Genomic DNA, 21609 nt, shown 5'->3' on the forward strand with positions numbered 1-21609 from the left:
GTCAGATCTCGTCGATCGAGGCGGACTCGAATCGGCTGGAGATGTTGATACCGAGCTCTTCCGCTGCGCGGAATGCTTCATCATCGGTGTCGCGGAGGTTGACCGTCGTGCCGTCAGCCGAGAGGACCTCGACGTTCAAGCAGAGCGACTGCATCTCCTTCATGAGCACCTTGAACGACTCGGGGATACCAGGCTCCTGGATGTTCTCGCCCTTGACGATCGCCTCGTAGACCTTGACACGGCCGAGGATATCGTCGGACTTGATCGTGAGGAGCTCCTGGAGTGCGTATGCCGCACCGTAGGCCTCGAGGGCCCACACTTCCATCTCACCGAAGCGCTGTCCACCGAACTGCGCCTTACCACCAAGCGGCTGCTGGGTGATCATCGAGTACGGACCAGTCGAACGCGCGTGGATCTTGTCGTCGACCAGGTGGTGGAGCTTCAAGATGTACATGTAGCCCACCGAGATCGGCGCCGGGAACGGCTCGCCGGAGCGGCCGTCGAACATCTGCGTCTTACCGGTCGAGTCGATCAGGCGTACACCGTCGCGTGTCGGCAGCGTGGAGTCGAGGAGACCTGCGATCTCGTGCTCTTCCGCACCGTCGAACACCGGGGTGGCGACCTTTGTACCTGGAGCTGCCTCGAAGGCAGCCTTCGGCAGAGTCGAAGCCCAATCCGGGTTGCCCTCAACCTTCCAGCCCTGCTTGGCGATCCACCCGAGGTGGGTCTCCAGCACCTGACCGAAGTTCATTCGTCCAGGAATACCGAGCGGGTTCAGGACGATGTCAACCGGGGTACCGTCCGGAAGGAACGGCATGTCCTCGATCGGAAGGATCTTCGCGATGACACCCTTGTTGCCGTGACGGCCAGCAAGCTTGTCACCCTCGGTGATCTTGCGCTTCTGGGCGATGTAGACCACGACGCGGCGGTTGACGCCGCTGCCGAGCTCGTCGTCGCCGTCTTCAGCGTTGAACTCCTTGACAGCGATGATCGTGCCCTGCTGACCGTGGGGAACCTTCAGCGAAGTGTCGCGAACTTCACGGCTCTTCTCGTTGAAGATCGCACGGAGCAGACGCTCCTCAGCACTCAGCTCGGTCTCGCCCTTCGGCGTGACCTTGCCGACGAGGATGTCGCCGGGGCGAACCTCGGCTCCGATGCGGATGATGCCGCGCTCGTCGAGGTCCTTCAGCAACTCGGGGCTGACGTTGGGGAGGTCACGGGTGATCTCCTCCTTGCCGAGCTTCGTGTCGCGGGAGTCAACCTCATACTCTTCGATGTGAATCGAGGAGAGGGTGTCGTCCTTCACCAGGTCCTGGCTGAGGATGATCGCATCCTCGAAGTTGTAGCCTTCCCAGGTCATGAACGCGACCAGCAGGTTCTTGCCGAGCGCGAGCTCACCGTTCTGCGTGGCGGGGCCATCAGCGATGATCTCGCCGACCTCGACACGCTCACCAGCGGAGACGACAACCTTCTGGTTGTACGACGTGCCCTGGTTGGAGCGGTCGAACTTGCGGAGGTAGTACTCCTGGGTTCCACCCTCATCGAGCTGAACGATGACGCGGTCTGCAGAAACCTCTGTGACCACACCGGCCTTCTCGGCGCTGAGGACGTCGCCGGCGTCGATAGCCGCGTAGCCCTCCATACCGGTTCCGACCAGCGGCGAGTCGCTGCGCAGCAGCGGCACAGCCTGACGCTGCATGTTGGCGCCCATGAGCGCGCGCTGAGCGTCATCGTGCTCGAGGAACGGCACGAGCGAAGTCGCGACCGACACCATCTGGCGCGGGGAGACATCCATGTAGCCGATCTCCGTCGGCTCGAACATGTCGACCTCGCCACCGGGGCGGCGGGCCAGAACACGTGCGTCACGGAAGCGGCCGTCTGCCTTGAGACCGGCGTTGGCCTGAGCGACGATGAAGTCGTTCTCCTCGGACGCGGTCAGGTAGTCGATGTCATCAGTGACCTTGCCATCGACGACGCGACGGTACGGGGTCTCGATGAATCCGAAGGCGTTGATGCGCGCGAAGGTTGCGAGCGAGCCGATCAGACCGATGTTCGGGCCTTCAGGGGTCTCGATCGGGCACATGCGGCCGTAGTGCGACGGGTGAACGTCACGGACCTCGACGCCAGCGCGGTCACGAGACAGACCACCCGGGCCCAGCGCCGAAAGGCGACGCTTGTGGGTCAGACCCGCGAGCGGGTTGTTCTGGTCCATGAACTGCGACAGCTGCGACGTTCCGAAGAACTCCTTGATCGCGGCGACGACGGGGCGCACGTTGATCAGGGTCTGCGGCGTGATCGCTTCGATGTCCTGCGTGGTCATGCGCTCGCGGACGACGCGCTCCATGCGGGAAAGACCCGTACGGACCTGGTTCTGGATGAGCTCGCCGACAGCGCGGATGCGACGGTTACCGAAGTTGTCGATGTCGTCAGTGGACATCCGGATCTCGGCCTTCTTGCCGCTGCGGAGACCCTCGAAGGTCTCATCGCCACGGTGCAGACGCACGAGGTACTTGATGGTCCCGACGATGTCTTCGACGGTCAGCACCGACGAGTCCAGCGGCTGGTTCAGGCCCAGCTTCTGGTTGATCTTGTAACGGCCAACCTTCGCGAGGTCGTAACGCTTCGAGTTGAAGTAGAAGTTGTCCAGCAGTGCGCGGGCAGCCTCAGCGGCAACCTGCTCGCCCGGACGGAGCTTGCGGTAGATGTCGCGAAGCGCGTCTTCCTTGGTAAGGATGGTGTCCTTGGCCAGGGTCTCCTCGATGGAGGGGTAACCGGCGAACTCAACGAGGATTTCCTCGCTGGTCATGCCGAGGGCCTTGAGGAACACGGTGACAGACTGCTTGCGCTTGCGGTCGATGCGCACGCCGACCTGGTCGCGCTTGTCAATCTCGAACTCGAGCCATGCGCCACGGCTCGGGATCACGCGAGCGGAGACGATGTCCTTGTCAGAGGTCTTGTCCGGGGACTTGTCGAAGTAGACACCCGGCGAGCGGACCAGCTGCGACACGACGACACGCTCGGTGCCGTTGATGATGAAGGTTCCGCGCAGCGTCTGCAGTGGGAAGTCACCCATGAAGACGGTCTGAGTCTTGATCTCACCGGTCAGGTGGTTCATGAACTCGGCTTCGACGTACAGCGGAGCGGCGTATGTCTTGCCACGCTCCTTGCACTCATCGATCGAGTACTTCTCAGGCTCGAGGTACGGGTTCGTAAAGCTCAGCTGCATGGTCTCGCTGAGGTCCTCGATCGGAGAGATCTCCTCGAAGATCTCCTCCAGACCGCTGAACTCATTGAGGTCCGTGCGGCCGGCCTTTTTGCCTTCAGCGAGGCGGGCCTTCCAGGTCTCATTGCCAACGAGCCAGTCAAACGACTCGGTCTGCAACGCGAGGAGGTCAGGGACTTCCAGCGTGTCGGAGATCTTGGCGAACGAGAGCCGCGATACGCCGCGCCCGTTCTTGTTGGTGGTGGATGTGGATGCGTTGCGAGCAGCAGCCAAGGGAATAACCTCCGTGAGCCCCGCAGGGCTTCTCGATTCCTTTGTCGTCAGGTTGATTGCGCACTCGTATGCTCAACAACTTGCCGACCACCATATGAGGGCAGGGAGAACCGAGGCGCAAAGATCAACTATACGTCGGATTTCGCGACATGGCAAGCGGGATCCTTGACCAATTCCGAAACCTGCGGTAGAAGCATCCGTTCGCCCCACCCTCAGCCGGCTACGAGGCGATATCGAGTTCGTTGCCGGGGATGGATGCCAGCAGGCGCCTGGTGTAAGGATCACGAGGGTTGGTGAAGATTTCCTCGGATGTCGCCGCTTCCACGAGCGCGCCATCCTTCATCACGCACACGTAATCGCTGATCAGCCGCACGACGGCGAGGTCGTGCGAGATGAACAGATAGCTGAGCCCATACTCGCTCTGCAGGTCGCGCAGCAGTGTGAGGATCTGGTCCTGCACGAGCACGTCCAGCGCCGAGACCGGCTCGTCGCAGACGATCAGATCGGGCGAGAGTGCCAACGCCCTGGCGATCGCCACGCGTTGACGCTGACCGCCCGACAGCTCAGACGGATACCGGCGCAGCATCGAATGCGGCAGCGCGACATCATCCATCAGCTTTCGCACGCGTGTGCGCCGCTCGGCGCTGCTTCCCCGCTTGTAGAACTCCAGCGGCTCGGCGATCAGCCGCTCGATCGTGAACATCGGATTCAGGCTCGAATACGGGTCCTGGAAGATCGGCTGCACGCGCTGGCGAAAATCGCGGGTCTCCGCACGGTTGAGCTTCGAGATGTCCTTGCCCTCGTAGGTGATCAGGCCGCTGGTCGGCTCGATCACCTTCAACAGCATCCGTGCCGTCGTGGTCTTGCCCGATCCAGATTCCCCCACGATCGCGACTGTCTCACCGCGCGGAATCACCAACGACACATCATTCACGGCGACGAAATCTTCACCACGACCACGTACCGGGTACACCTTGGTGAGATTCTTCATCTCGACGATATTGTCGGATGCTTCGACTGCACCGGATGCTTCAGGCGCCCGTTCTTTCGTCGAAGACGCAAGCGCCTGCGGCTGCAGTCGCGCGACGGCGACGGAGGGCGCAGCAGCCACCAGCGACTGCGTATATGGATGCTGCGGTGCCTCCAGGATCTGCCTGGCCGCGCCCTGCTCCACAACCTTGCCCCTGTGCATGACGATGACTCGCTCCGCGCGCTCCGCGGCCAATCCCAGATCGTGCGTGATCAGCAGCACAGCGGTGCCGAGCTCACGCGTCATCGCCCCGATCTGGTCGAGGATCGTCCGCTGCACCGTGACGTCCAGAGCGCTCGTGGGCTCATCGGCGATCAGCAGGCGCGGATTGCAGGCCATGCCGATCGCGATCAGCGCACGCTGGCGCATCCCGCCGGAGAACTCGTGCGGATACTGCTTGGCCCGCTTCGCGGCATCCGGAAGCCCCGCGGCTTCCAACGCTTCGACGACCTTCGCCGACACGTTGTGGCGCGTCGCGAGCCCGTGGGCGAGGAGCGTCTCGGCCACCTGCGTGCCGATCTTGGCGACCGGGTTCAGATTCGACATCGGGTCCTGTGGCACGAGCCCGATGTCGCGTCCGCGGATGGTGCGCATCTCACGCTCCGGCGCCTGGGATATCTCGCGCCCGTCGAGACGGATGCTGCCAGCAGTGATGCGTCCACCGCCGGCGAGGAGGCCGATGATCGCCATCGCGGTGGTGGATTTGCCGGAGCCCGACTCCCCCACAATCGCGACTGTCTCGCCCGCAGAGATCTCGAGGTCCACACCTTCGACCGCATGGACGGGACCGTCCAGCGTGGAGAAGTCGACCGCGAGGCCCTGGACCGACAGTAACGGGGTAGAGCTCATGTTCAGTTCCTTGCTCGTGGAGGCAGGGGTCTTGTCAGCGGGAGACATCTCAGCGTGCCCTCGTCCTGGGATCCATGGCCTCACGTAGAGCTTCACCAAACAGGGTGAAGCCCAGCGCAGTGACCGCGATACAGATACCGGGCAAGAACGCCAGCCATGGCGCAATCGCCAACTCGCTCTGCGCGTAGGTGAGCATCCGCCCCCACTCAGCTGTCTCCGGTCGTCCGCCACCGAGACCGAGGAAGGAGAGCGCCGCCGCATCAATCACGGCGGTCGCCAGCGTCAGCGTGCCCTGCACGATGACCGGTCCGACCGCGTTGGGCAGGACATGCGACATTGTGACCTTGCCTCGACCCAGACCGAGGGTCTGCGCGGAGAGCACATAGTCCGATGAGCGCTGCTGCAGCATGGATGCGCGCAGCAGCCGGGCGAAGATCGGCACCTGGGATGCTCCGATGGCGATCATCACCGCGTACGGAGTCTGCCCGAGGATCGCGGCGATCGAGACGGCGAGGAGCAGGTTCGGCACCGACAGGATGATGTCGACGATGCGCATGATGACCGTGTCGACCCACCCGCCGAATGTGCCGGCGACGAGGCCGAGCACCATGCCGCCAACGAGCCCCAGCGCAGTGGATACGACACCGACCAGGAGTGACGCCCGCGCACCCCAGATGAGCTTGGAGAGCACGTCTCCGCCGAAGCGGTCCAGCCCGAGAGGGAACTCTGGGAGATCGCCGGGCCCCGGAATGTGGGTCGGTGTGATGAACTTCGCACCGGGCAGCGCCGTCTCCGGGTATGGGGCGAGCAGCGGCGCGAGCGCCGCGACAAGAACGAAAAGCAGGACGATCGCCGCGCCCGCCCATGCGGTCGGGTTGTGCCGGATTCTGCGGAAGACGTCCCGCCAGAACCCACCGGGTCCCTCTTTGAGGTTCGCCTGCGCGACAGAGACGGTGTTGATGATCTCTCCGCCTTGGGCGGGAGGAAGAACTGCACTCATTGGACCCTCACTCTCGGGTCGATCAGGCTGTAGGACACGTCCACAGCCAGGTTGATCAACGCATAGGCGATTGCGATGAAGATAATGAATCCCTGTAGCACCGGGAAGTCCCTGGTGAAGATCGCTCGAGCCAGGAAAGCGCCGATGCCGGGGAAGGCGAACACCGTCTCGGTGAGCACTGCGCCGGAGATCAGCAACCCGGTCTGCAGCCCAATCGTGGTGATCACGGGCAGCATCGAGTTGCGGAGGATGAAGCGATTCCGCAGCGTCGCAGGAGCGACGCCCTTCGCCCGGCCGGTGCGCACGTAATCCGCGTTTTGCACTTCAAGGACACTCGCCCTGGTGATGCGCACGATGATCGCCAGGGGGATCGTGCCCAGCGCCAGCGCGGGGAGGACGAGATGCAGGAGGGCGTCCCATGAGGCGTCGAACTCCCCCGTGATGATTCCGTCCCAGATGTAGAAGCCGGTCGGATGAGTGGCGTCGATCCGCGGGTTCTGGCGACCGTCGGAAGGCAGCCACCCCAACTCCACCGCGAAGATGTACTTCAGGATGAACGCGAGGAAGAACACCGGGATCGTGATGCCGACCAGGCTCAACACCACGGAGGCGTGATCGGTGAGCTTGCCGTGCCGGCGAGCGGCCCAATAGCCCAGCGGAACACCGACACCCACCGCGAAGATGAGCGCGGCGATGGACAGCTCCAGCGTCGCAGGGAACCGGCGCAGGAACTCCTCCAGCACGGGTCGGTTGGTCTGGATCGATGCGCCGAAGTCGCCCTGCAGGAGCCTTCCGACCCAGATGAAGTATTGCTCGAGGAGCGGCTTGTTGAAGCCATAAAGTTCGTTGACCCTGGCGATCGCATCCGGTGTCGCCTTCTCGCCGAGAAGGGCGACGGCCGGGCCGCCGGGAAGGGCCCTGACCCAGGCGAACAGCAGGATGCTCAGGCCGATCAGTGTGGGAATGAGGAACAGCAGTCGCCTGCCGATAGTACGCAGCAAGAGGTATCTCCCAGCTTTTCAGGTGCGGCGCGACACCCCTCCGGTCTGCCCTGGAACAGGGTCAGGAGCCAGAGGGGTGTCGCGTCAGTGAGCCCTACTTGGTGAGGACGATGTCCGTGAAGACCTCGTCGTTCACCGGACTGGCCGGGTAACTCTCCACACGCGGGTCAAATGCCAGCGTGGGAGCGGGGTGTGCGAGCGGCACACCGGGGATGAACGTCGCGACGTCCTCGTTGATCTCCTCGTACAGGGCACTCTGCTCTTCGAGGTCGGACACTCCGCGAGCATCGGCGAGCTTCTGGAACAGCTCCGGGTTGTCAAAGCCCCACTCCGAGCTCTGCGCGCCGAAGAACACGCCGACGAAGTTGTCGGTGTCGTTGTAGTCGCCGGTCCAGCCCAGCAGGTGGATGCCGTGATCCGGGGTACCAGTGGTGCGGTCGAGGTACTCGACCCATTCTTCGGAGACCGGTGTGGTCTCGACGCCGACCTCAGCGAGCTGCGTGGACAGCACGGTGAAGATCTGCTCGGGGTCTGGCATGTACGGACGGGATACGTTGACCGGGTAGTTGAAGTCCAGCTTCAGCGGGTTGGCCTCGTCGTATCCTGCCTCAGCAAGCAGCGCCGTGGCCTTCGCCGGGTCGTAGTCGTAGGTCGTGACGTCTGGGTTGTAACCGTTGACAGAGTCCGGCATGAACTCGATGGCCTTCTCGGTACCCGCAGGCAGCACCTGGGTGATCAGTGCGTCCTTGTCGATCGCGTAGGACAGCGCCTCGCGCACCTTCGGATCCTGCAGCTCAGGAATCGCCTGGTTGAACGCCAGGTAGAGGATCGTGAACGGCGGGCGCGGAACCATGGTGAAGCCGTCTTCTTCAAGCGCACCGGTGTCGGCGGGACCGACGAGGTCATAACCGTCGATGGAGCCGGATTCGAGCGCCTGGCGGCGTGCGGTCGGGTCATCGATCGTGCGGAAGATGATCTCGTTGATCTGACCCTTGTCGCCCCAGTAGCCGTCGTAGCTCTTCAGGGTGACGTTCTCACCGGGCGCCCAGGAGTCGAACTGGTACGGACCGGTACCGACGGGGTGCCCCATCGCATACTCAGACATCTGCGGCGCCTCGGCGGAGCCGCTCACGGCATCCGCTTCGAATTCGGCGAGAGCGGAGGGGCTCTGCATCGAGAACGCGGGCAGCGAGAGGGACGGGATGAAGCCGGCGAACGGCTTGTTCAGCTCGATGGTGACCGAGTAGTCGCCATCAGGGGTGCAGGACTTGTAGACGGCATCCGCAGCGTTCGATGCATACCCGTGGAAGAGCTTGCTGTAGTAGTAGCCGAACGCCTCAGAAGCCGCGAGTCCTTCCCAGTTGTACCAACGGTCGAAGTTGTAGCAGACCGCTTCGGCGTTGAACGGGGTGTCGTCCTGGAAGGTGACATCCTCCTTCAGCGCGAACGTGTACGACATGTTGTCCTCGGACGGCTCCCACGACTCGGCGAGCAGCGGAGCGGGGTCGGCGGTGCCGGGCACGGTGCCGACGAGTCCTTCGAAGATCTGGCGCGCGACGCGGAAAGTCTCGCCGTCCTGAGCGAAGGCCGGGTCGAGGCTGGCCGGGTCAGATGATGCGGCGAACACGAATGTGCCGTCGATGTCACCCGAGCCTTCGGCGGTGTCGCCCGTGTCGTCGCCGCGATCGCTGGCGACGCAACCCGCGAGCAGCATCGCTGCGATCGCGGTTCCGGTGACGGCGATGAGACCTCGCCGGCGCATGGATGAGTGGAGCATGTCTGTGTACCTTCCCTGGTGGGGCGCTTCTTTGCGCGTGCCGGTTGCGTCTTCGCTCCCGTAACACGGTGATGATCCGACGCTACCCAGCCCGCTCCTGGAATCCAAACGCATCCATGTTGCGATCCGGTATCAGCTCGGTAACGCCACGTGACATGGGCACTCGCTCACCGGCACGCCGTAGGCTCGAGACCATGGGCAGAACGCGCGCGAAGGACACCGAGCATCCCCAGGCCCGCCTTGATCACGGCGGTACCGCGCGGATCATCCCCTCGGAGTACACGAGCGGATTCGAGCTCATCGTCGACGACACTCCCCAGTCGCACGTCGACCTGGACGACCCCACTCACCTGCACTTCGAGTACGTCGTGCGAATGGGCGCGGTGATCGATCAGCTGACCTCCCCCGGTGCGGCCCTCACCGCTGTGCATCTGGGCGCCGGTGCGCTGACCGTGCCGCGCTACATCGAGGCGACGAGGCCCGGTTCGCGGCAACAGGTGATCGAACTGGAAGCACCGCTGGCCACGCTCGTTCGCGAGAACTTACCGCTGCCTCGCGGGGCGGCGATCCGCATCCGTATCGGCGATGCCCGCTCGGGAGTGCAGAAACTTCCCGCTGCGCTGACCGGCGCCTGCGACCTGGTCGTCTCGGATGTGTACTCCGGTGCGCAGACGCCAGCACACCTGACCAGCGTCGAGTTCTACACCGAACTGCGCGCCCTGCTCGCGCCCACCGGGGTGCTGCTCATCAACGTTGCCGATGGGCCCGGTCTTGCCTTCGCTCGGCGCCAGATCGCCACCGTTGCGCAGGTGCTTCCCGAGGTCGCGCTGCTCGCCGACACCCAGGTACTCAAAGGCCGCCGATTCGGAAACCTCGTGGTCGCGGCATCCGCTTCTCCTCTGCCGACCGAATGGCTTCCACGGATGCTGGCGGCAGGTCCACATCCGGCGAAGATCGCTCAGGATGCGGAGGTCACCGCCTTCGCCAAGGGCGCACGAATCGTCACCGATGCGGATGCCGTGGCATCCCCCAAGCCTGACGCGTCGATCTTCCTGCGCTGAAATCGCTGTCCGGGGCGCGCCAACCGTCAGTCCGCTGAACGGGCAGGCACACTGGGAAGAGCGCTGCGAGAGGAGAGCATATGGGTTACATCAGGGGTTACGACTCAGAGACTCTTCGGGAACAGGTTGATCTGCGCGAATGCGCCGACCGACTGGCCGAGATCGAGACACAGCGGAGCCTGCCGGCACTGTTGGAGCGCGTCTGGCTACTGAAGGTCCTCGACCGCCTCGACGAGGCACTCACACTGTCTGACGAATCAGTGCGCGTCGCCCGTATGGCTGGCACACGCAAGGACGTACTGCGCTCCCGTGTGCTGCACGCAACGATTCTGCAGTACCGCGGCGCGTTCGCTGCGGCCGGGCAGGAACTGGCCACGTGCGCGTCAGAAGCCGAAGGTCAAGGCTGGGCCTCGATCGCGGCGTTCGCGCACCAGCACCACGGCAAGAATGCCTATGACGCCGGTGACTTCGACGAGGCGCGCGAAAGTTTCAAACGGGCACTGTTCCTGCGTCGCGAGACCGGCGCTCCGGACCAGGAACTGGAGACCGCGTTGCTGGCGATTGAAGCCGCTCAGAAGCGCGGCAGCAGCCAACTCATCACGGGCTAACTTAGACGATGGCGCTGGAGCGTCACTGCACTGGAGCGTCACTGCACTGGAGCGTCACTGCACTGGAGCGTCACTGCACTGTCGCTAAATGTCCGCGGGATGATTTACCCTTGGCGCATGGCCGAACTTGACCGTGTGCGCATCTGGGGCGAGGCGCTGATTCGGTTGCACCTGGATGACTCATGGTCGTTCGGTTTCGACCATGCGAAGCGCCGCGCCGGACAGTGTGATTTTCAGGCGAAGCGGATCACCGTTTCGCGCTATCTCGCCGCACGTTTCGACGACGATGAGATCCATCAGGTGCTGCTGCACGAGGTCGCCCACGCGCTCGCCGGTCACCGTGCCGCGCACGGTGCGAAGTGGAAACACATCGCCCGCGATCTCGGCTATGTCGGAGGCACGACACACCGCGGCGAAACGGCAGAAGAACTGGCGCCGTGGGTCGGCACCTGCCCTGCCGGGCACGTGACCTATCGGCATCGGCGACCGGGCCGGCCGACCTCATGCGCCAAGTGCTCGCGGGCGTTCGATGCGCGGTTCGCGTTCGACTGGGTGCGTCGTGAGATCAGCGCGGCCGTGCGCTTGGCCGCACAGATGCCGCGGGATTAAGCCTCGAACGCGACGAAGACGCCATCCGCGAGCACGGGCACGGCGTCAGTCGCGTCGACCTCAGCTGCTGCGGCTGTTTCGGTAGGAACGAGTCCGGCCGCTTCGATGCGTGCGGTCACCGCGACGCCATCCGCGAGTTCTTTGCCGGATCCGGATGCGGTGAGCAGATGCCGCATCGCCCGACGCAGCCCCCGCGCCGATTCGCATGCTGCTGCGGCCTCGGGTGAGGTGTGATCGGCGCCCAAGTCGCTGAGTGCCGCGATGATCGTTCCCGCGCCGAGCTGATCTTCCACGGCGAAACGGAGCTCTCCGGCATCCGTCAGCTCACCCGCCGCGATCACCGCGACCGAGGTGCGCTGCTGGCGCCGATTCTGCAGCTCGAGCACCGTGCGCGCGACCGCCGAAGCGTTTCGCAACGATCCGAGCAGTACCGTCGCACCGGTCTCGGCGGCCGCAGCGGCCGTCGCTGCGCCGTTTCGCGACCAGCCCGCGGCATCCGTCAGTAAGACGCTGCGTCCGGATGCCACGGCATCCGTCACCGTCGATGAGAAGCGGAGCACATCAACAACCACGACCACGTCTGCCGGGGCGAGGCGCGTGAGACCAGCGACGCCCCATTCGAAGCGGACTTGATACGAGGACTGGTCGAACGGCTGAGGCATTCATCCAGCCTATGGCCGGATTCGAGCGGCGCGGTGTGAGCCGACGACTCAGCGCACTGCCGCTGGCCGGCGGGCGACCACGACCTCGACGCCCTTGCCTCGCAGACGAGCGACATGGCTGGGGTCTGTGTCCGTGTCGACGATGACCGCATCGAACTCGCTCAGCGGCAGCAGCGCGTGCAGCGCCCGCTTGTCGAATTTCGTGTTGTCAGCCAGAAGGATGCGCTTCATCGAAGAATCGAACATGGCGCGTTTGACGTCCACCGTGTCCAGCGTCTGGTGGAAGGCGACGTCATCAGTGATGGCCGCGGTCGACATGATGAACAGGTCGGCGCGCATCGCCTTGATGGCGGTGGTGGTGATGTGCCCCATGAATGAGCTGCACCAGTTGTGATATTCGCCCCCGAGCCCCAGCAGGGTGATGCCGTTCGCCCCACGGAGCTGATCCATGATCGTGAGCGTGTGGGTAATCACCGTCAGCGGCCGTTTCGCCCTCAGATGAGGGACGAGGTGCATCGCGGTGGTCGAATCATCGAGCATGATCGCCTGCCCCGGCTCGATGAACTCGAGTGCGGCGTGCGCGATCGCCTCTTTCTGAGCGCTCTCTCGACCGGTCCGGTACACGTCGGAGGACTCGACGAGCGCGGTCGACAGCGCGGTCGCGACGCCGCGGTTCTTACGCAGGAGTCCCCGACCCTCAAGGTCGTCGAGATCTCGATGAACGGTCATGACACTGATGTCGAAGCGTTCCGCGAGCTGCTCGATTCGAACGGATCCCTCGGCCATCACCGCCTCGGTGATCGCACGCTGACGCGTCAGCTGGCGGCTCTGCCGTGAATCGCTTGCCGCGGTGTCATCCTCGTGCGTCGTGCTGTCCATCGAATTCGACCTCCCAGCATTCACCGTAGCGCGGCGGCTTCGTCGATGATGTGAGCGAGATCCTCCGGGTCGTGGGCGAAACGACCGAGGAAGAGCCCATCCACACTGTTACCCAGCGCGGCCAGCGTGCCCCGCTGCGCGCTGCCGCCGTAGATCACCGAGGAGGAGCGCAGCGATGATTCGGATGCCAGCCGGGCGCGCAATGCGCCAACCACGGCGATGACGTGTTCCACCGATGCCGGTTGCGCCCGGCCGATTGCCCACTCTGGTTCGTAGGCGACGATGAGTTCACCGACGAAACCGTGTTGATCGACATCGGCATGCGCGACTGCTGAGGCGAGCGCCGCCTCGAGCTGAGCAATGCACTCCGCCCCCGCGGCATCCGCAGACATCTCTTCCTGCTCGCCGACGCAGAACACCGGCGTCAATCCGTTGCGGAATGCTGCTGCCAGCTTCCGCCAGATCATGTCGTCACTCTCGCCGAAGACATGCCGTCGCTCGGCATGACCGACTTCCACGACGCTGCAGCCGACGGCTGCCAGGTCGGCGCCACTGATGGCACCGGTGAACGCGCCACGATCCTCCCAGTGAAGATCCTGCGCACCCCATGCCACTTCGCTGTCGGTCAGCGCCTCGCGCACAGCGGGAAGCGCTGGCAGAGAGGGCAGCGCGAACAGCCTGACTGCACCACTCTTTACTGCCGCATGAGCGCGCGCGATCGCAGCGACGTCGAGCGCCCACTGCGTGGTCTGGGCGATATCGAGGTACAGCTTCAGGCTGATCCCGAGAATCACAGGGCTTTCGGATGCCGATCTCTCGGACGCCGACGATGGGTCACTCACAGGTACCTGTCTGTTCGTACTCCTCGATGACCGCGACCTTCTCGGCAGAGGCGGAGCCCTCATCGAAGACGTAGCCGAGCCATTCCTTCGCCAGGCGACGAGCGAGTTCGAGTCCGACGACGCGCTGGCCGAAGGTGAGCACCTGAGCATTGTTGCTGAGCACGCTGCGCTCGACGCTGTAGCTGTCGTGCGCGGTCACGGCACGGATGCCGGGCACCTTGTTTGCCGCGATTGCGACACCGAGACCGGTACCGCAGACGAGCAGAGCGCGGTCGACCTCGCCCGCACGGATCTTCTCAGCCGCAGCGATCGCCACGCGGGGGTAAGCAGTGTGCCCGTCCGCATCCACTCCGACGTCGATGACCGACGCAACGCGCGGGTCCTTCTCCAGGTCGGCCTTGAGTGCTTCCTTGTACTGGAATCCTGCGTCGTCGGATCCGACGACGATGCGCCACTGAGCGGTCATGAGTTCTCCTCTGTATCTGCACTGTTTTGAGCCGAGCTGTTCAGCACCGCGGATGCCGCGGTCATCGCCAACGCGAGGGAAATCGCGCCGGGGTCCGGTGTTCCCAGACTCTTCTGCATGTGCGGGCGGGCCCGGCCCATCCGGGGAAGCAGCTCTGCGGTGGCGTCGGCGGCGATGCTCGCAACCGACGCGGCATCCGTCCAGGCTGCGGCGAGCCCGGCCCCATCGGCCACCCGCGCTGCCAGTGTCTCCACGAAGGGAACCAGCGCATCGACGAGAGTCTTATCCCCGACGATCGCCTTTCCGAAGTCCTGGATTGCCGCACGCGCAGCTTCGATGCCGGCCGCAATACTTCTGGCATCCGGAGCATCCTGGTCACCGACCGTCTCGCCGACAGCACGCAGTCCAGCGCCCCACAGCGCACCCGAGGTGCCGCCTGCTTTGTCGGCCCATTCATCTCCGGCGATCGTGAGGACCGATCCTGCCCCTGCGCCGCGCTTCACCGCTTCCGCCGCGGCAGCAGCAGCAGCCAGGGAACCGCGCTTCATTCCGATGCCATGATCCCCGTCACCGGCGATGGCATCGAGTCGTCCCAGTTCGTCGGCTTCGCGATCAATGACCACCCGAATGGCTTCGATGACCGCGGCCACACGCTGCCCGCTCGCCACCGAAGCGTCGGATGCTTCGCCCACGACAGCGAAAACCTCGTCCATGGCCTCGTCGGCGACATCGGCTTCATCCCCGCGCGCCACGACGCCCTTGCGGTACGCCGGGGCGTAAGCGGGCGAGGTCCACGCGGCTTCCAGCTCGTCGTCGAGCCAGAAAGCAGTCAGCGAGACGCCCGCCATCTCGAAGCTGGTGACGAGCTCGCCGACCTCCGGGTCGATCACGGCGACGCCTGCGGCTTCCAGCTCTGCGGCAACGGTGCCGTAGATGACGAACAGTTCCTCGGACTTCACAGCGCCGAGACCGTTCAGAATGATGCCCGCTTTGGCCCCGTTGACCGAGACGCCGTCGGGGATCTCGGAGAGCAGGCTCTCGACGAGGAACACTGCCAACTCGCGCGCGGTGGGCAAAGGCCTCATCTCAATGCCCGGTTCGCCGTGAATGCCCATCCCGACAGCCATCTGCCCTGCCGGAACGCTAAACAGAGGCTCGGCTGCTCCGGGAAGAGTGCACCCGGAGAAGGCGACACCGATGGACCGTGTCCGCTCGTTCGCACGGCTGGCGATCGTGGCGACAGCATCGAGGTCGAACCCCTGCTCTGCTGCCCATGCCGCAGCACGGAATATCGCGAGGTCCCCCGCGATGCCGCGGCGCTTCTCGCGCTCGTCCACGGAGGCGCTGAAGATGTCATCGGTCACCCGCACCGTGCGGCAGGCAATGCCCTCGGCGATCAGCCTGCGCTGTGCGAGATCGAAGTTCAATGCGTCACCGGCGTAGTTGCCGTAGCTGAGGAGCACTCCGGCCTTCGTCGCCACAGATTTGGCGACGGAATAGACCTGTTGGCTGCTCGGCGATGCGAAGACATTACCCAGTGCCGCGGCGTGCGCGAGCCCTGCGCCGACAAGGCCAGCAAAGGCAGGATAGTGACCGGATCCGCCGCCGACGACGATGGCGACCTGTCCGTCCGGTGTTGCCGAGCGGCGTGCGACGCCGCCGGTCACCCGCCGCACGAGAGCCTTGTTCGCCGCGATGAATCCGAGAGTGGATTCATCGGCGAAGGCCGCTGGGTCATTCACAACGTAGCTCATAGTGTCTCTCGGTCTTGGTGTGAAAATGCGGGGGCGGATGCCGGAAGGCTCCCACCCCCGCCGTTTCGCGCAGGTTCGCGCGAGATGTTACTCAGTCGATCAGGGCGTGTAGGTGAACGGCGCCGTCATGTTGGCAGCGTTGTCCGCCGTGATGAGGATGCAGTCGAAGGACTGCTTCTCCTCCGCAGGAGCCTCGCCCGTGCGGATGAAGGTGTCCGCCAGGACGACGGCCTCTTCGGCGAAGACAGCGACCGGCTGCAGCACCGTGTAGGCCATCTCGCCAGCGATGACAGCCTCAACAGCGTCAGGTGCGCCGTCGAACCCACCGACGACGATGCCCTCGAGCTTGCCGGCTTCCTTGAGCGCGGCGATCGCGCCGAGCGCCATCTCGTCGTTACCGGCCATGACACCGTTGATGTCCGAGTTGGCCTGCAGCAGCGACTGCATCTTGTCGTGACCCTTGGTGCGATCCCAGTCGGCTACCTCTTTGCCGACCTGAACGAGTTCGGGGTACTGGCTGATCACGGTCGTGAAACCGTTCGAGCGCGTCTGAGCATTGTTGTCGGCGGGAGCGCCGAAGAGCTCGACATACTCGCCGGCTTCGCCCATGGCGGCAACCCACTCCTGGGCACCGAGAGCGGCACCCTGAGCGTTGTTCGAGACGAGCTGTGCCTTCGCGAGGCCGGTCTCGTTGATTTCAGCGTTGACCAGGAACACCGGAATGTCCGCGGCATTGGCTTTCTTCACCGCAGCGATCGAACCGTCAGCGTTCGCCGGGTCGAGGATGATCGCGACAGACTTGTTCGAGATAGCCGTGTCGATGAGCGTGTTCTCGGTGTTGGCGTCACCCTTGTGAGCGCCTACCGTTGCCTCGTAGCCCAGCTCTTCGGCAACAGCCGAGGCAACGTCGCCTTCGGTCTTCCAGTACGGGTTGGACGGGTCGTTGACGATGATCGTAATGAGACCGCCGCCGTCAGCGCTTCCGGTATCCGTCGGCTCGGCTGCGTCGTCCGTACCTCCGCTGGCGCAGCCAGCGAGGCCGAGGACGAGTACGCTCGCAGTTGCGAGGGCAGCAAGTGTCTTCATGCGCACCATGTGATTGTGTCCTTTCTTGATGTCTCGGCAACGTTCTTCGGTGCCGAGTTCGTGGTTAGGATTTGGGCTCGGCTGTGGCCGAAGCATCCTTTTCCGACGTTGTGGAAGTCGTCGCGCCAACGGCGACCGGCGACACGGGAGCAGCAGGACTCGTGGCTGCCGGCTTGCGCCGACGCCCGTACTGGAGAGTGTTGAGCAGCACCGCGATCACGATGACTGCACCGATGAAGACCATCTGCCAGTACGCGGAGACGCCGACGATGACGAGTCCGTCGGAGAGGAAGACGATCACGAACGCGCCGAGCAACGTGCCGCGGACGTTGCCACGACCGCCGCTGAGCGCAGCTCCTCCGATGACGACAGCGGCGATCGCCGTCAACTCGTAGGTGTTGCCCGCTGTCGGGCTCGCGCTCGTCAGAGTCGAAGCGAGAATGAGGCCTGCGATCGCAGCACACGTGCCAGAGATGACGTAAACCCAGATCTGGACGGATCTGACCGGAACACCCGAGAGTTCTGCTGCGCGTTCGTTTCCACCCGAGGCGTACAGCCAACGACCGAACTTCGTGCGTCCGAGCACGACGCCCAGGATCAGCGCCACGACGCCCATGATGATGACACCGATCGGAATGTTCAGGATGCGGTTGAACCCGAGCCAGTCGAACCCGGTGTTGCCGAGTTCGGGGACGCCCTCGAGGTTGTTGATCGTGAGGCCGTTTGTCATCAGCAGCGCGAGTCCACGCACGACGTACAGCATGCCGAGGGTCGCGACGAAGGGCGCGACATTGAACTTCGCGACCAGGATGCCGTTGACGAGCCCGACGAGCCCACCGACGCCGCAGGACAGCAGCACCACGACGGGAACGCTCGGATACAGCGTCATCCCCAGGAAGTTGATCGGCACCCCCTGGAGCAGGTAACCGCCGATGACCGCGGAGAATCCGAGCGTGGATCCGACCGAGAGGTCGATGCCTCCGTTCAGGATCACCATGAGCATCCCCAGTCCGAGGAGGGCGTAGATGGCCACGTGGGAGGACATGATCAGAATGTTGTCGACAGTGAAGTAGTTCGGTGACATCACTGAGAACACGATGATGATCAGGATGAGCGCGAGAAAGGCGCGCCCTTCCAGAAGCAGCTTCGTGAACGAGAACTGCTTCTTGCCTGCCATGATGGCGGTGGTCGTTGTCGTCATTGTCCGATCCGATCTGGGATTCAGGCGGCCACGGCCTCGCCAGAGGCGGCCATGATCATGTCTTTGGAAACGTCGGGCGTGAACTCGGCTGAGATCCGACCACGTCGCATCACGATGATCCGGTGCGCGATGCTGAGGCATTCGCCCACTTCGGAAGTGGAATAGACGACCGCGAGGCCGTTGCGTGCGCGTTCGGCGAGCAGGCGGAAGACCTCGCCCTTCGCGCCGACATCGATCCCGCGGCTGGGCTCATCGAGCAACATGACCCGGGGGTCGGTGGCGATGATCTTGCCGATCACAACCTTCTGCTGATTGCCACCCGACAACGAGCCGATCGGGAGATCCGGCCCCGGTGTCTTGACGGTGACCGATTTGATGAGCTCCTGCGCTCGGGCCTTCTCCACACTGCGCGAGATCATGCCGCGCACGAGACTGCTGTCCAGACTCGCGAGGGTGAGGTTCGTGCCGACGTCGAAGGTCTGCACGAGACCATCGCGCTGGCGGTCCTCTGGCACGAGGCCGACGCCAGAGGAGATGCGGCTGGCGATCGACTTCGAGAGGATGGATTCGCCGTCCAGGAGAATGTCTCCCTCAGCGACGGGTTCCTTGCCCGCGATGGCCTCGAGCAACTCGGTGCGCCCGGCTCCCATGAGTCCGTAGATGCAGACGATCTCGCCGGCCCTGACGTCGAGGTCAAGCCCGCTGACGATCGCACGCTCGGGGTTTTCACGGTCAAGAACAGTGAGGCCCTTGACGCTGAGTACGGTGTCGCCGAACTCGTAGCCGGTGGGCGGCGAGCCGAGATCGAAGTGCTCGCCCACCATGTTGCGAACGATCCACTCGAGGTCGATGTCCGCACGCTGACCCAGGGCTGTCATCGAGCCGTCTCGGAGAACGACGGCATGGTCGGTGACCTCCAGCGCTTCCTCGAGATGGTGCGAGATGTACACGATCGCCACGCCACGTGCGAGCAGATCACGGATGATTCCGAACAGAACCTCGACCTCTGCAGCGGCGAGCGCCGAGGTCGGTTCGTCCATGATGAGGATTCGAGAGTTCACCGACAGTGCGCGAGCGATCTCGATGATCTGCTGCTGGCCGACCCGAAGATCGGCGACCAGTGTGTCCGGCTCGATCGGTAGCTGCAGATCGAGCAGAAGCGCCTTCGCCTGCCGGGTCTCCTCCGCATAGTCGATCCCGAATACACCTGTGATCTCGCGTCCCATGAAGATGTTGTCGCGCACGGACAGGTTCGGAGCCAGGCTGAGTTCCTGGTGAATGATCGATATTCCACGGTCCCGAGCAACGGTCGTCGATGACAAGACGACAGGTTCACCGTCAAGGATGATCTCGCCCGACGTGGGCTGCTCCACGCCGGAGAGGATCTTCATGAGCGTCGATTTACCGGCGCCATTCTCCCCGAAGAGCGTCGTGACGGTGCCCTTGCGGATCTGGAAGTTCACGCCTTTGAGAGCACGGGTTCCCCCGTACGTCTTCACAATGTTGCGGGCTTCGAGGACGACGTCGTCGAAACCAGGACCGTCGGTCATTGGACGTCGATCTCGATCGGGGTGACCAGCCATCCGGCCGGGTTCACGAGAGTGAATGCGCCCGTCACCGTGACTGTTTCGCCCGCAAGAGCGGCGGTGTCGATGTCGGCGAGGACATCGACCTTCAGCTGTTCGTTGAGCGCAGCGGCCGCGTTCTGGAAGTCGATCTGGTTCTTGAATTCACCGAACACGATGTCTCCGCTCGCGTCACGCAGTTCGGTGCCGTTGATGGCGGGTCCGGTCTGCATGCGGATGAGGTGGTCGCTCGGCATGCCCTCGACTGCCACCTCATAGATGCCCGACTGTCCCTCGCCGACGACGCCGGTGAAGGTGACGCTGTAGACGGGGCCGCCGGAGCTTGCGATCGCGTACTCTTCCGCGGCGGCATCCGGATCTGCTGCAATGGCCTCCGCGAGAGTCACGGCAGGAGTCGCACGCTCGAGGATGCCCTCCTGAACGGTGGGGAACTTGTCCGCGCCGAAGGTCGCCGGGTCGAACACCACGGCTCCCTGGGCAAGCGGGTCATCGCTCGGAACGGCCTTGGTGCCCAAGACGATGCCCAGGACGACGAGAACGATCACGCCGATCCAGACGCCGCGCTTGGCGCCTGGTGAGAGCTTCTTGCCCGCCGTCTTCGACGAGGTGCCTGCCGCCCCGCTCACAGGAAGACCCGCGATTCGGTGTCGTTCGGACGAATCTGGAGCTTGCGTCCCTCGCCCCGACGGAACAGCTCCAGTGCCTCGGAGTAGTCGTCGAGAGTGAACGAGTGGCTGATCATGGCGGGAGCGTTAATCGCTCCGGCTTCGAAGAGCTCGACTGCGCGGCCGAAGGAGTTGAGGACCGCCATGGTTCCCACGATCGAGATCTCGTCACGGTAGACGCGGAACGGCGAGAACTTCGCCATCTGATCGGCCGGCGCAACGCCGAAGTCTTGGAAGAACCCGGCCGGCTTCACACGGGTGAGAGCGTCCTCGATCGCCCGGATGTTGCCGGTGCAGTCGATGACGACATCCCACTTCTCACGCTCTGCCTCATCGGGGCTCGTGTAGCGCAGCTCGATTCCGCACTCGGCGGCGGTCTCGAGTCGCGCCGCGTTGAGGTCGACGATCGTGACCGTCGCGGCTCCAGCCTTCGACGCGAGCTGGGCCATCAGCAGGCCCATGGTCCCGGCGCCGTACACCAGAACGTGGTCACCGAGACGGCGTGGCAGAACATCCCACCCGCGGATCGCACACGCGAGCGGTTCGATGAGCGCTGCCTGGTAAAGGTCTGTTTCCGGCTTGAGCTTGTAGACGTTGCCGGCTGGTGCGGTGAAGAACTGCTGCGCCGCACCGTCTGAGGCAACCACACCCAGTCCGTTCCAGAAACGGCAGAGGTTCTGGTGGCCATTGAGACAGAACTCGCACTCACCGCAGGTGGTGCTCGGGTTCACCGCGACGTTGTCGCCGACCTTGAAGTCGAAGACGCCGCTGTTGACACCCTCGCCCAGAGCGACAATCGTGCCGGTCGCCTCGTGTCCGGGAACCAGGGGGAACACCGTTCCCTCGAACTCGCCGTCGAACACGTGCGTGTCGGTTCCGCAGATGCCGACCGCGGCAGTCTCAATGAGGATCTCTTTGTATCCGGGCGTCGGCGTAGGACGCTCCTCGAGTGCCAACTGGCCTTCGGACGTGAATACAATTGCGCGCATCTTTGCTCCTGTTTGTGCTTTCGCCGCCATCGGCTTTCGTCACGGGCC

At 64.0% G+C, this 21609-nt stretch carries 18 protein-coding genes; 3 read left to right on the forward strand and 15 right to left on the reverse strand.

Annotated features, from left to right (window positions below; all coding sequences use genetic code 11):
• Position 1: 1 nt before the first annotated feature.
• From rpoB to ACSU1G_RS18030, 5 genes are all read right to left on the reverse strand, one after another.
• Positions 2 to 3496 carry a DNA-directed RNA polymerase subunit beta gene (gene rpoB / locus ACSU1G_RS18010; protein ID WP_439281350.1) on the reverse strand — a complete coding sequence of 1165 codons (3495 nt, stop codon included), beginning with the start codon at positions 3494 to 3496 and terminating at the stop codon, positions 2 to 4.
• 220 nt (positions 3497 to 3716) lie between these two features.
• Positions 3717 to 5375, reverse strand: coding sequence for an ABC transporter ATP-binding protein (locus ACSU1G_RS18015; protein ID WP_439281351.1), 1659 nt, complete (start codon positions 5373 to 5375; stop codon positions 3717 to 3719).
• A gap of 49 nt (positions 5376 to 5424) precedes the next feature.
• On the reverse strand, positions 5425 to 6375 hold the full coding sequence (locus ACSU1G_RS18020) for an ABC transporter permease (RefSeq protein WP_439281352.1): 951 nt from the start codon (positions 6373 to 6375) through the stop codon (positions 5425 to 5427).
• Positions 6372 to 7376, reverse strand: coding sequence for an ABC transporter permease (locus tag ACSU1G_RS18025; RefSeq protein WP_439281353.1), 1005 nt, complete (start codon positions 7374 to 7376; stop codon positions 6372 to 6374). The genes ACSU1G_RS18020 and ACSU1G_RS18025 overlap by 4 nt, the downstream gene beginning before the upstream one ends.
• 94 nt (positions 7377 to 7470) lie before the next feature.
• Positions 7471 to 9153: an ABC transporter substrate-binding protein gene (locus tag ACSU1G_RS18030; protein WP_439281354.1), complete on the reverse strand. Its 1683-nt coding sequence runs from the start codon at positions 9151 to 9153 to the stop codon at positions 7471 to 7473.
• A 194-nt stretch (positions 9154 to 9347) separates the two neighbouring features.
• On the opposite strand from ACSU1G_RS18030, the gene ACSU1G_RS18035 reads away from it, so the two are divergent.
• The 3 genes from ACSU1G_RS18035 to ACSU1G_RS18045 all read left to right on the forward strand — a co-directional run bounded on the left by ACSU1G_RS18035 (position 9348) and on the right by ACSU1G_RS18045 (position 11431).
• Complete coding sequence (locus tag ACSU1G_RS18035) at positions 9348 to 10214, forward strand: spermidine synthase (RefSeq protein ID WP_439281355.1); 867 nt, start codon at positions 9348 to 9350, stop codon at positions 10212 to 10214.
• A gap of 80 nt (positions 10215 to 10294) precedes the next feature.
• On the forward strand, positions 10295 to 10822 hold the full coding sequence (locus ACSU1G_RS18040) for a hypothetical protein (RefSeq protein WP_439281356.1): 528 nt from the start codon (positions 10295 to 10297) through the stop codon (positions 10820 to 10822).
• 117 nt (positions 10823 to 10939) lie between these two features.
• Positions 10940 to 11431, forward strand: a complete 492-nt coding sequence (locus ACSU1G_RS18045; protein WP_439281357.1) for a SprT-like domain-containing protein — start codon at positions 10940 to 10942, stop codon at positions 11429 to 11431.
• Here ACSU1G_RS18045 and ACSU1G_RS18050 read toward each other — a convergent pair.
• From ACSU1G_RS18050 to ACSU1G_RS18095, 10 genes are all read right to left on the reverse strand, one after another.
• Complete coding sequence (locus ACSU1G_RS18050) at positions 11428 to 12093, reverse strand: 2-phosphosulfolactate phosphatase (protein WP_439281358.1); 666 nt, start codon at positions 12091 to 12093, stop codon at positions 11428 to 11430. The genes ACSU1G_RS18045 and ACSU1G_RS18050 overlap by 4 nt on opposite strands.
• A 48-nt stretch (positions 12094 to 12141) precedes the next feature.
• Positions 12142 to 12972, reverse strand: a complete 831-nt coding sequence (locus tag ACSU1G_RS18055) for a DeoR/GlpR family DNA-binding transcription regulator (RefSeq protein WP_439281359.1) — start codon at positions 12970 to 12972, stop codon at positions 12142 to 12144.
• Positions 12973 to 12992: 20 nt separating this feature from the next.
• Positions 12993 to 13814 carry a triose-phosphate isomerase family protein gene (locus ACSU1G_RS18060; RefSeq protein ID WP_439281360.1) on the reverse strand — a complete coding sequence of 274 codons (822 nt, stop codon included), beginning with the start codon at positions 13812 to 13814 and terminating at the stop codon, positions 12993 to 12995.
• Positions 13807 to 14280 (reverse strand): ribose-5-phosphate isomerase, encoded by a 474-nt coding sequence (locus tag ACSU1G_RS18065; RefSeq protein WP_439281361.1) that lies wholly within the window; start codon positions 14278 to 14280, stop codon positions 13807 to 13809. The genes ACSU1G_RS18060 and ACSU1G_RS18065 overlap by 8 nt, the downstream gene beginning before the upstream one ends.
• Positions 14277 to 16034, reverse strand: a complete 1758-nt coding sequence (locus ACSU1G_RS18070; protein ID WP_439281362.1) for a dihydroxyacetone kinase family protein — start codon at positions 16032 to 16034, stop codon at positions 14277 to 14279. The genes ACSU1G_RS18065 and ACSU1G_RS18070 overlap by 4 nt, the downstream gene beginning before the upstream one ends.
• Positions 16035 to 16133: 99 nt before the next feature.
• Complete coding sequence (locus tag ACSU1G_RS18075) at positions 16134 to 17120, reverse strand: substrate-binding domain-containing protein (protein WP_439281363.1); 987 nt, start codon at positions 17118 to 17120, stop codon at positions 16134 to 16136.
• A gap of 64 nt (positions 17121 to 17184) precedes the next feature.
• Positions 17185 to 18321 carry an ABC transporter permease gene (locus tag ACSU1G_RS18080; RefSeq protein WP_439281364.1) on the reverse strand — a complete coding sequence of 379 codons (1137 nt, stop codon included), beginning with the start codon at positions 18319 to 18321 and terminating at the stop codon, positions 17185 to 17187.
• Positions 18322 to 18341: 20 nt separating this feature from the next.
• Positions 18342 to 19871 (reverse strand): sugar ABC transporter ATP-binding protein, encoded by a 1530-nt coding sequence (locus tag ACSU1G_RS18085; protein ID WP_439281365.1) that lies wholly within the window; start codon positions 19869 to 19871, stop codon positions 18342 to 18344.
• Entirely contained in the window at positions 19868 to 20533 is a 666-nt protein-coding gene (locus ACSU1G_RS18090; RefSeq protein WP_439281366.1) for a DUF2291 family protein, read from the reverse strand. Before ACSU1G_RS18090 ends, ACSU1G_RS18085 begins: the two co-directional genes overlap by 4 nt.
• Positions 20530 to 21561, reverse strand: coding sequence for a zinc-dependent alcohol dehydrogenase family protein (locus tag ACSU1G_RS18095; RefSeq protein WP_439281367.1), 1032 nt, complete (start codon positions 21559 to 21561; stop codon positions 20530 to 20532). The genes ACSU1G_RS18090 and ACSU1G_RS18095 overlap by 4 nt, the downstream gene beginning before the upstream one ends.
• Between the last annotated feature and the right edge of the window lie 48 nt (positions 21562 to 21609).

The organism is Microbacterium sp. A93 (genome assembly GCF_051842835.1).

Bases quoted from the DNA above. Each gene is read 5' to 3' on its own strand.
- ACSU1G_RS18015 (WP_439281351.1), bottom strand. From the start codon at position 5,375: ATGAGCTCTACCCCGTTACTGTCGGTCCAGGGCCTCGCGGTCGACTTC.
- ACSU1G_RS18020 (WP_439281352.1), bottom strand. From the start codon at position 6,375: ATGAGTGCAGTTCTTCCTCCCGCCCAAGGCGGAGAGATCATCAACACC.
- ACSU1G_RS18030 (WP_439281354.1), bottom strand. From the start codon at position 9,153: ATGCTCCACTCATCCATGCGCCGGCGAGGTCTCATCGCCGTCACCGGA.
- ACSU1G_RS18035 (WP_439281355.1), top strand. From the start codon at position 9,348: ATGGGCAGAACGCGCGCGAAGGACACCGAGCATCCCCAGGCCCGCCTT.
- ACSU1G_RS18040 (WP_439281356.1), top strand. From the start codon at position 10,295: ATGGGTTACATCAGGGGTTACGACTCAGAGACTCTTCGGGAACAGGTT.
- ACSU1G_RS18045 (WP_439281357.1), top strand. From the start codon at position 10,940: ATGGCCGAACTTGACCGTGTGCGCATCTGGGGCGAGGCGCTGATTCGG.
- ACSU1G_RS18050 (WP_439281358.1), bottom strand. From the start codon at position 12,093: ATGCCTCAGCCGTTCGACCAGTCCTCGTATCAAGTCCGCTTCGAATGG.
- ACSU1G_RS18055 (WP_439281359.1), bottom strand. From the start codon at position 12,972: ATGGACAGCACGACGCACGAGGATGACACCGCGGCAAGCGATTCACGG.
- ACSU1G_RS18065 (WP_439281361.1), bottom strand. From the start codon at position 14,280: ATGACCGCTCAGTGGCGCATCGTCGTCGGATCCGACGACGCAGGATTC.
- ACSU1G_RS18070 (WP_439281362.1), bottom strand. From the start codon at position 16,034: ATGAGCTACGTTGTGAATGACCCAGCGGCCTTCGCCGATGAATCCACT.
- ACSU1G_RS18075 (WP_439281363.1), bottom strand. From the start codon at position 17,120: ATGAAGACACTTGCTGCCCTCGCAACTGCGAGCGTACTCGTCCTCGGC.
- ACSU1G_RS18080 (WP_439281364.1), bottom strand. From the start codon at position 18,321: ATGACGACAACGACCACCGCCATCATGGCAGGCAAGAAGCAGTTCTCG.
- ACSU1G_RS18085 (WP_439281365.1), bottom strand. From the start codon at position 19,871: ATGACCGACGGTCCTGGTTTCGACGACGTCGTCCTCGAAGCCCGCAAC.
- ACSU1G_RS18095 (WP_439281367.1), bottom strand. From the start codon at position 21,561: ATGCGCGCAATTGTATTCACGTCCGAAGGCCAGTTGGCACTCGAGGAG.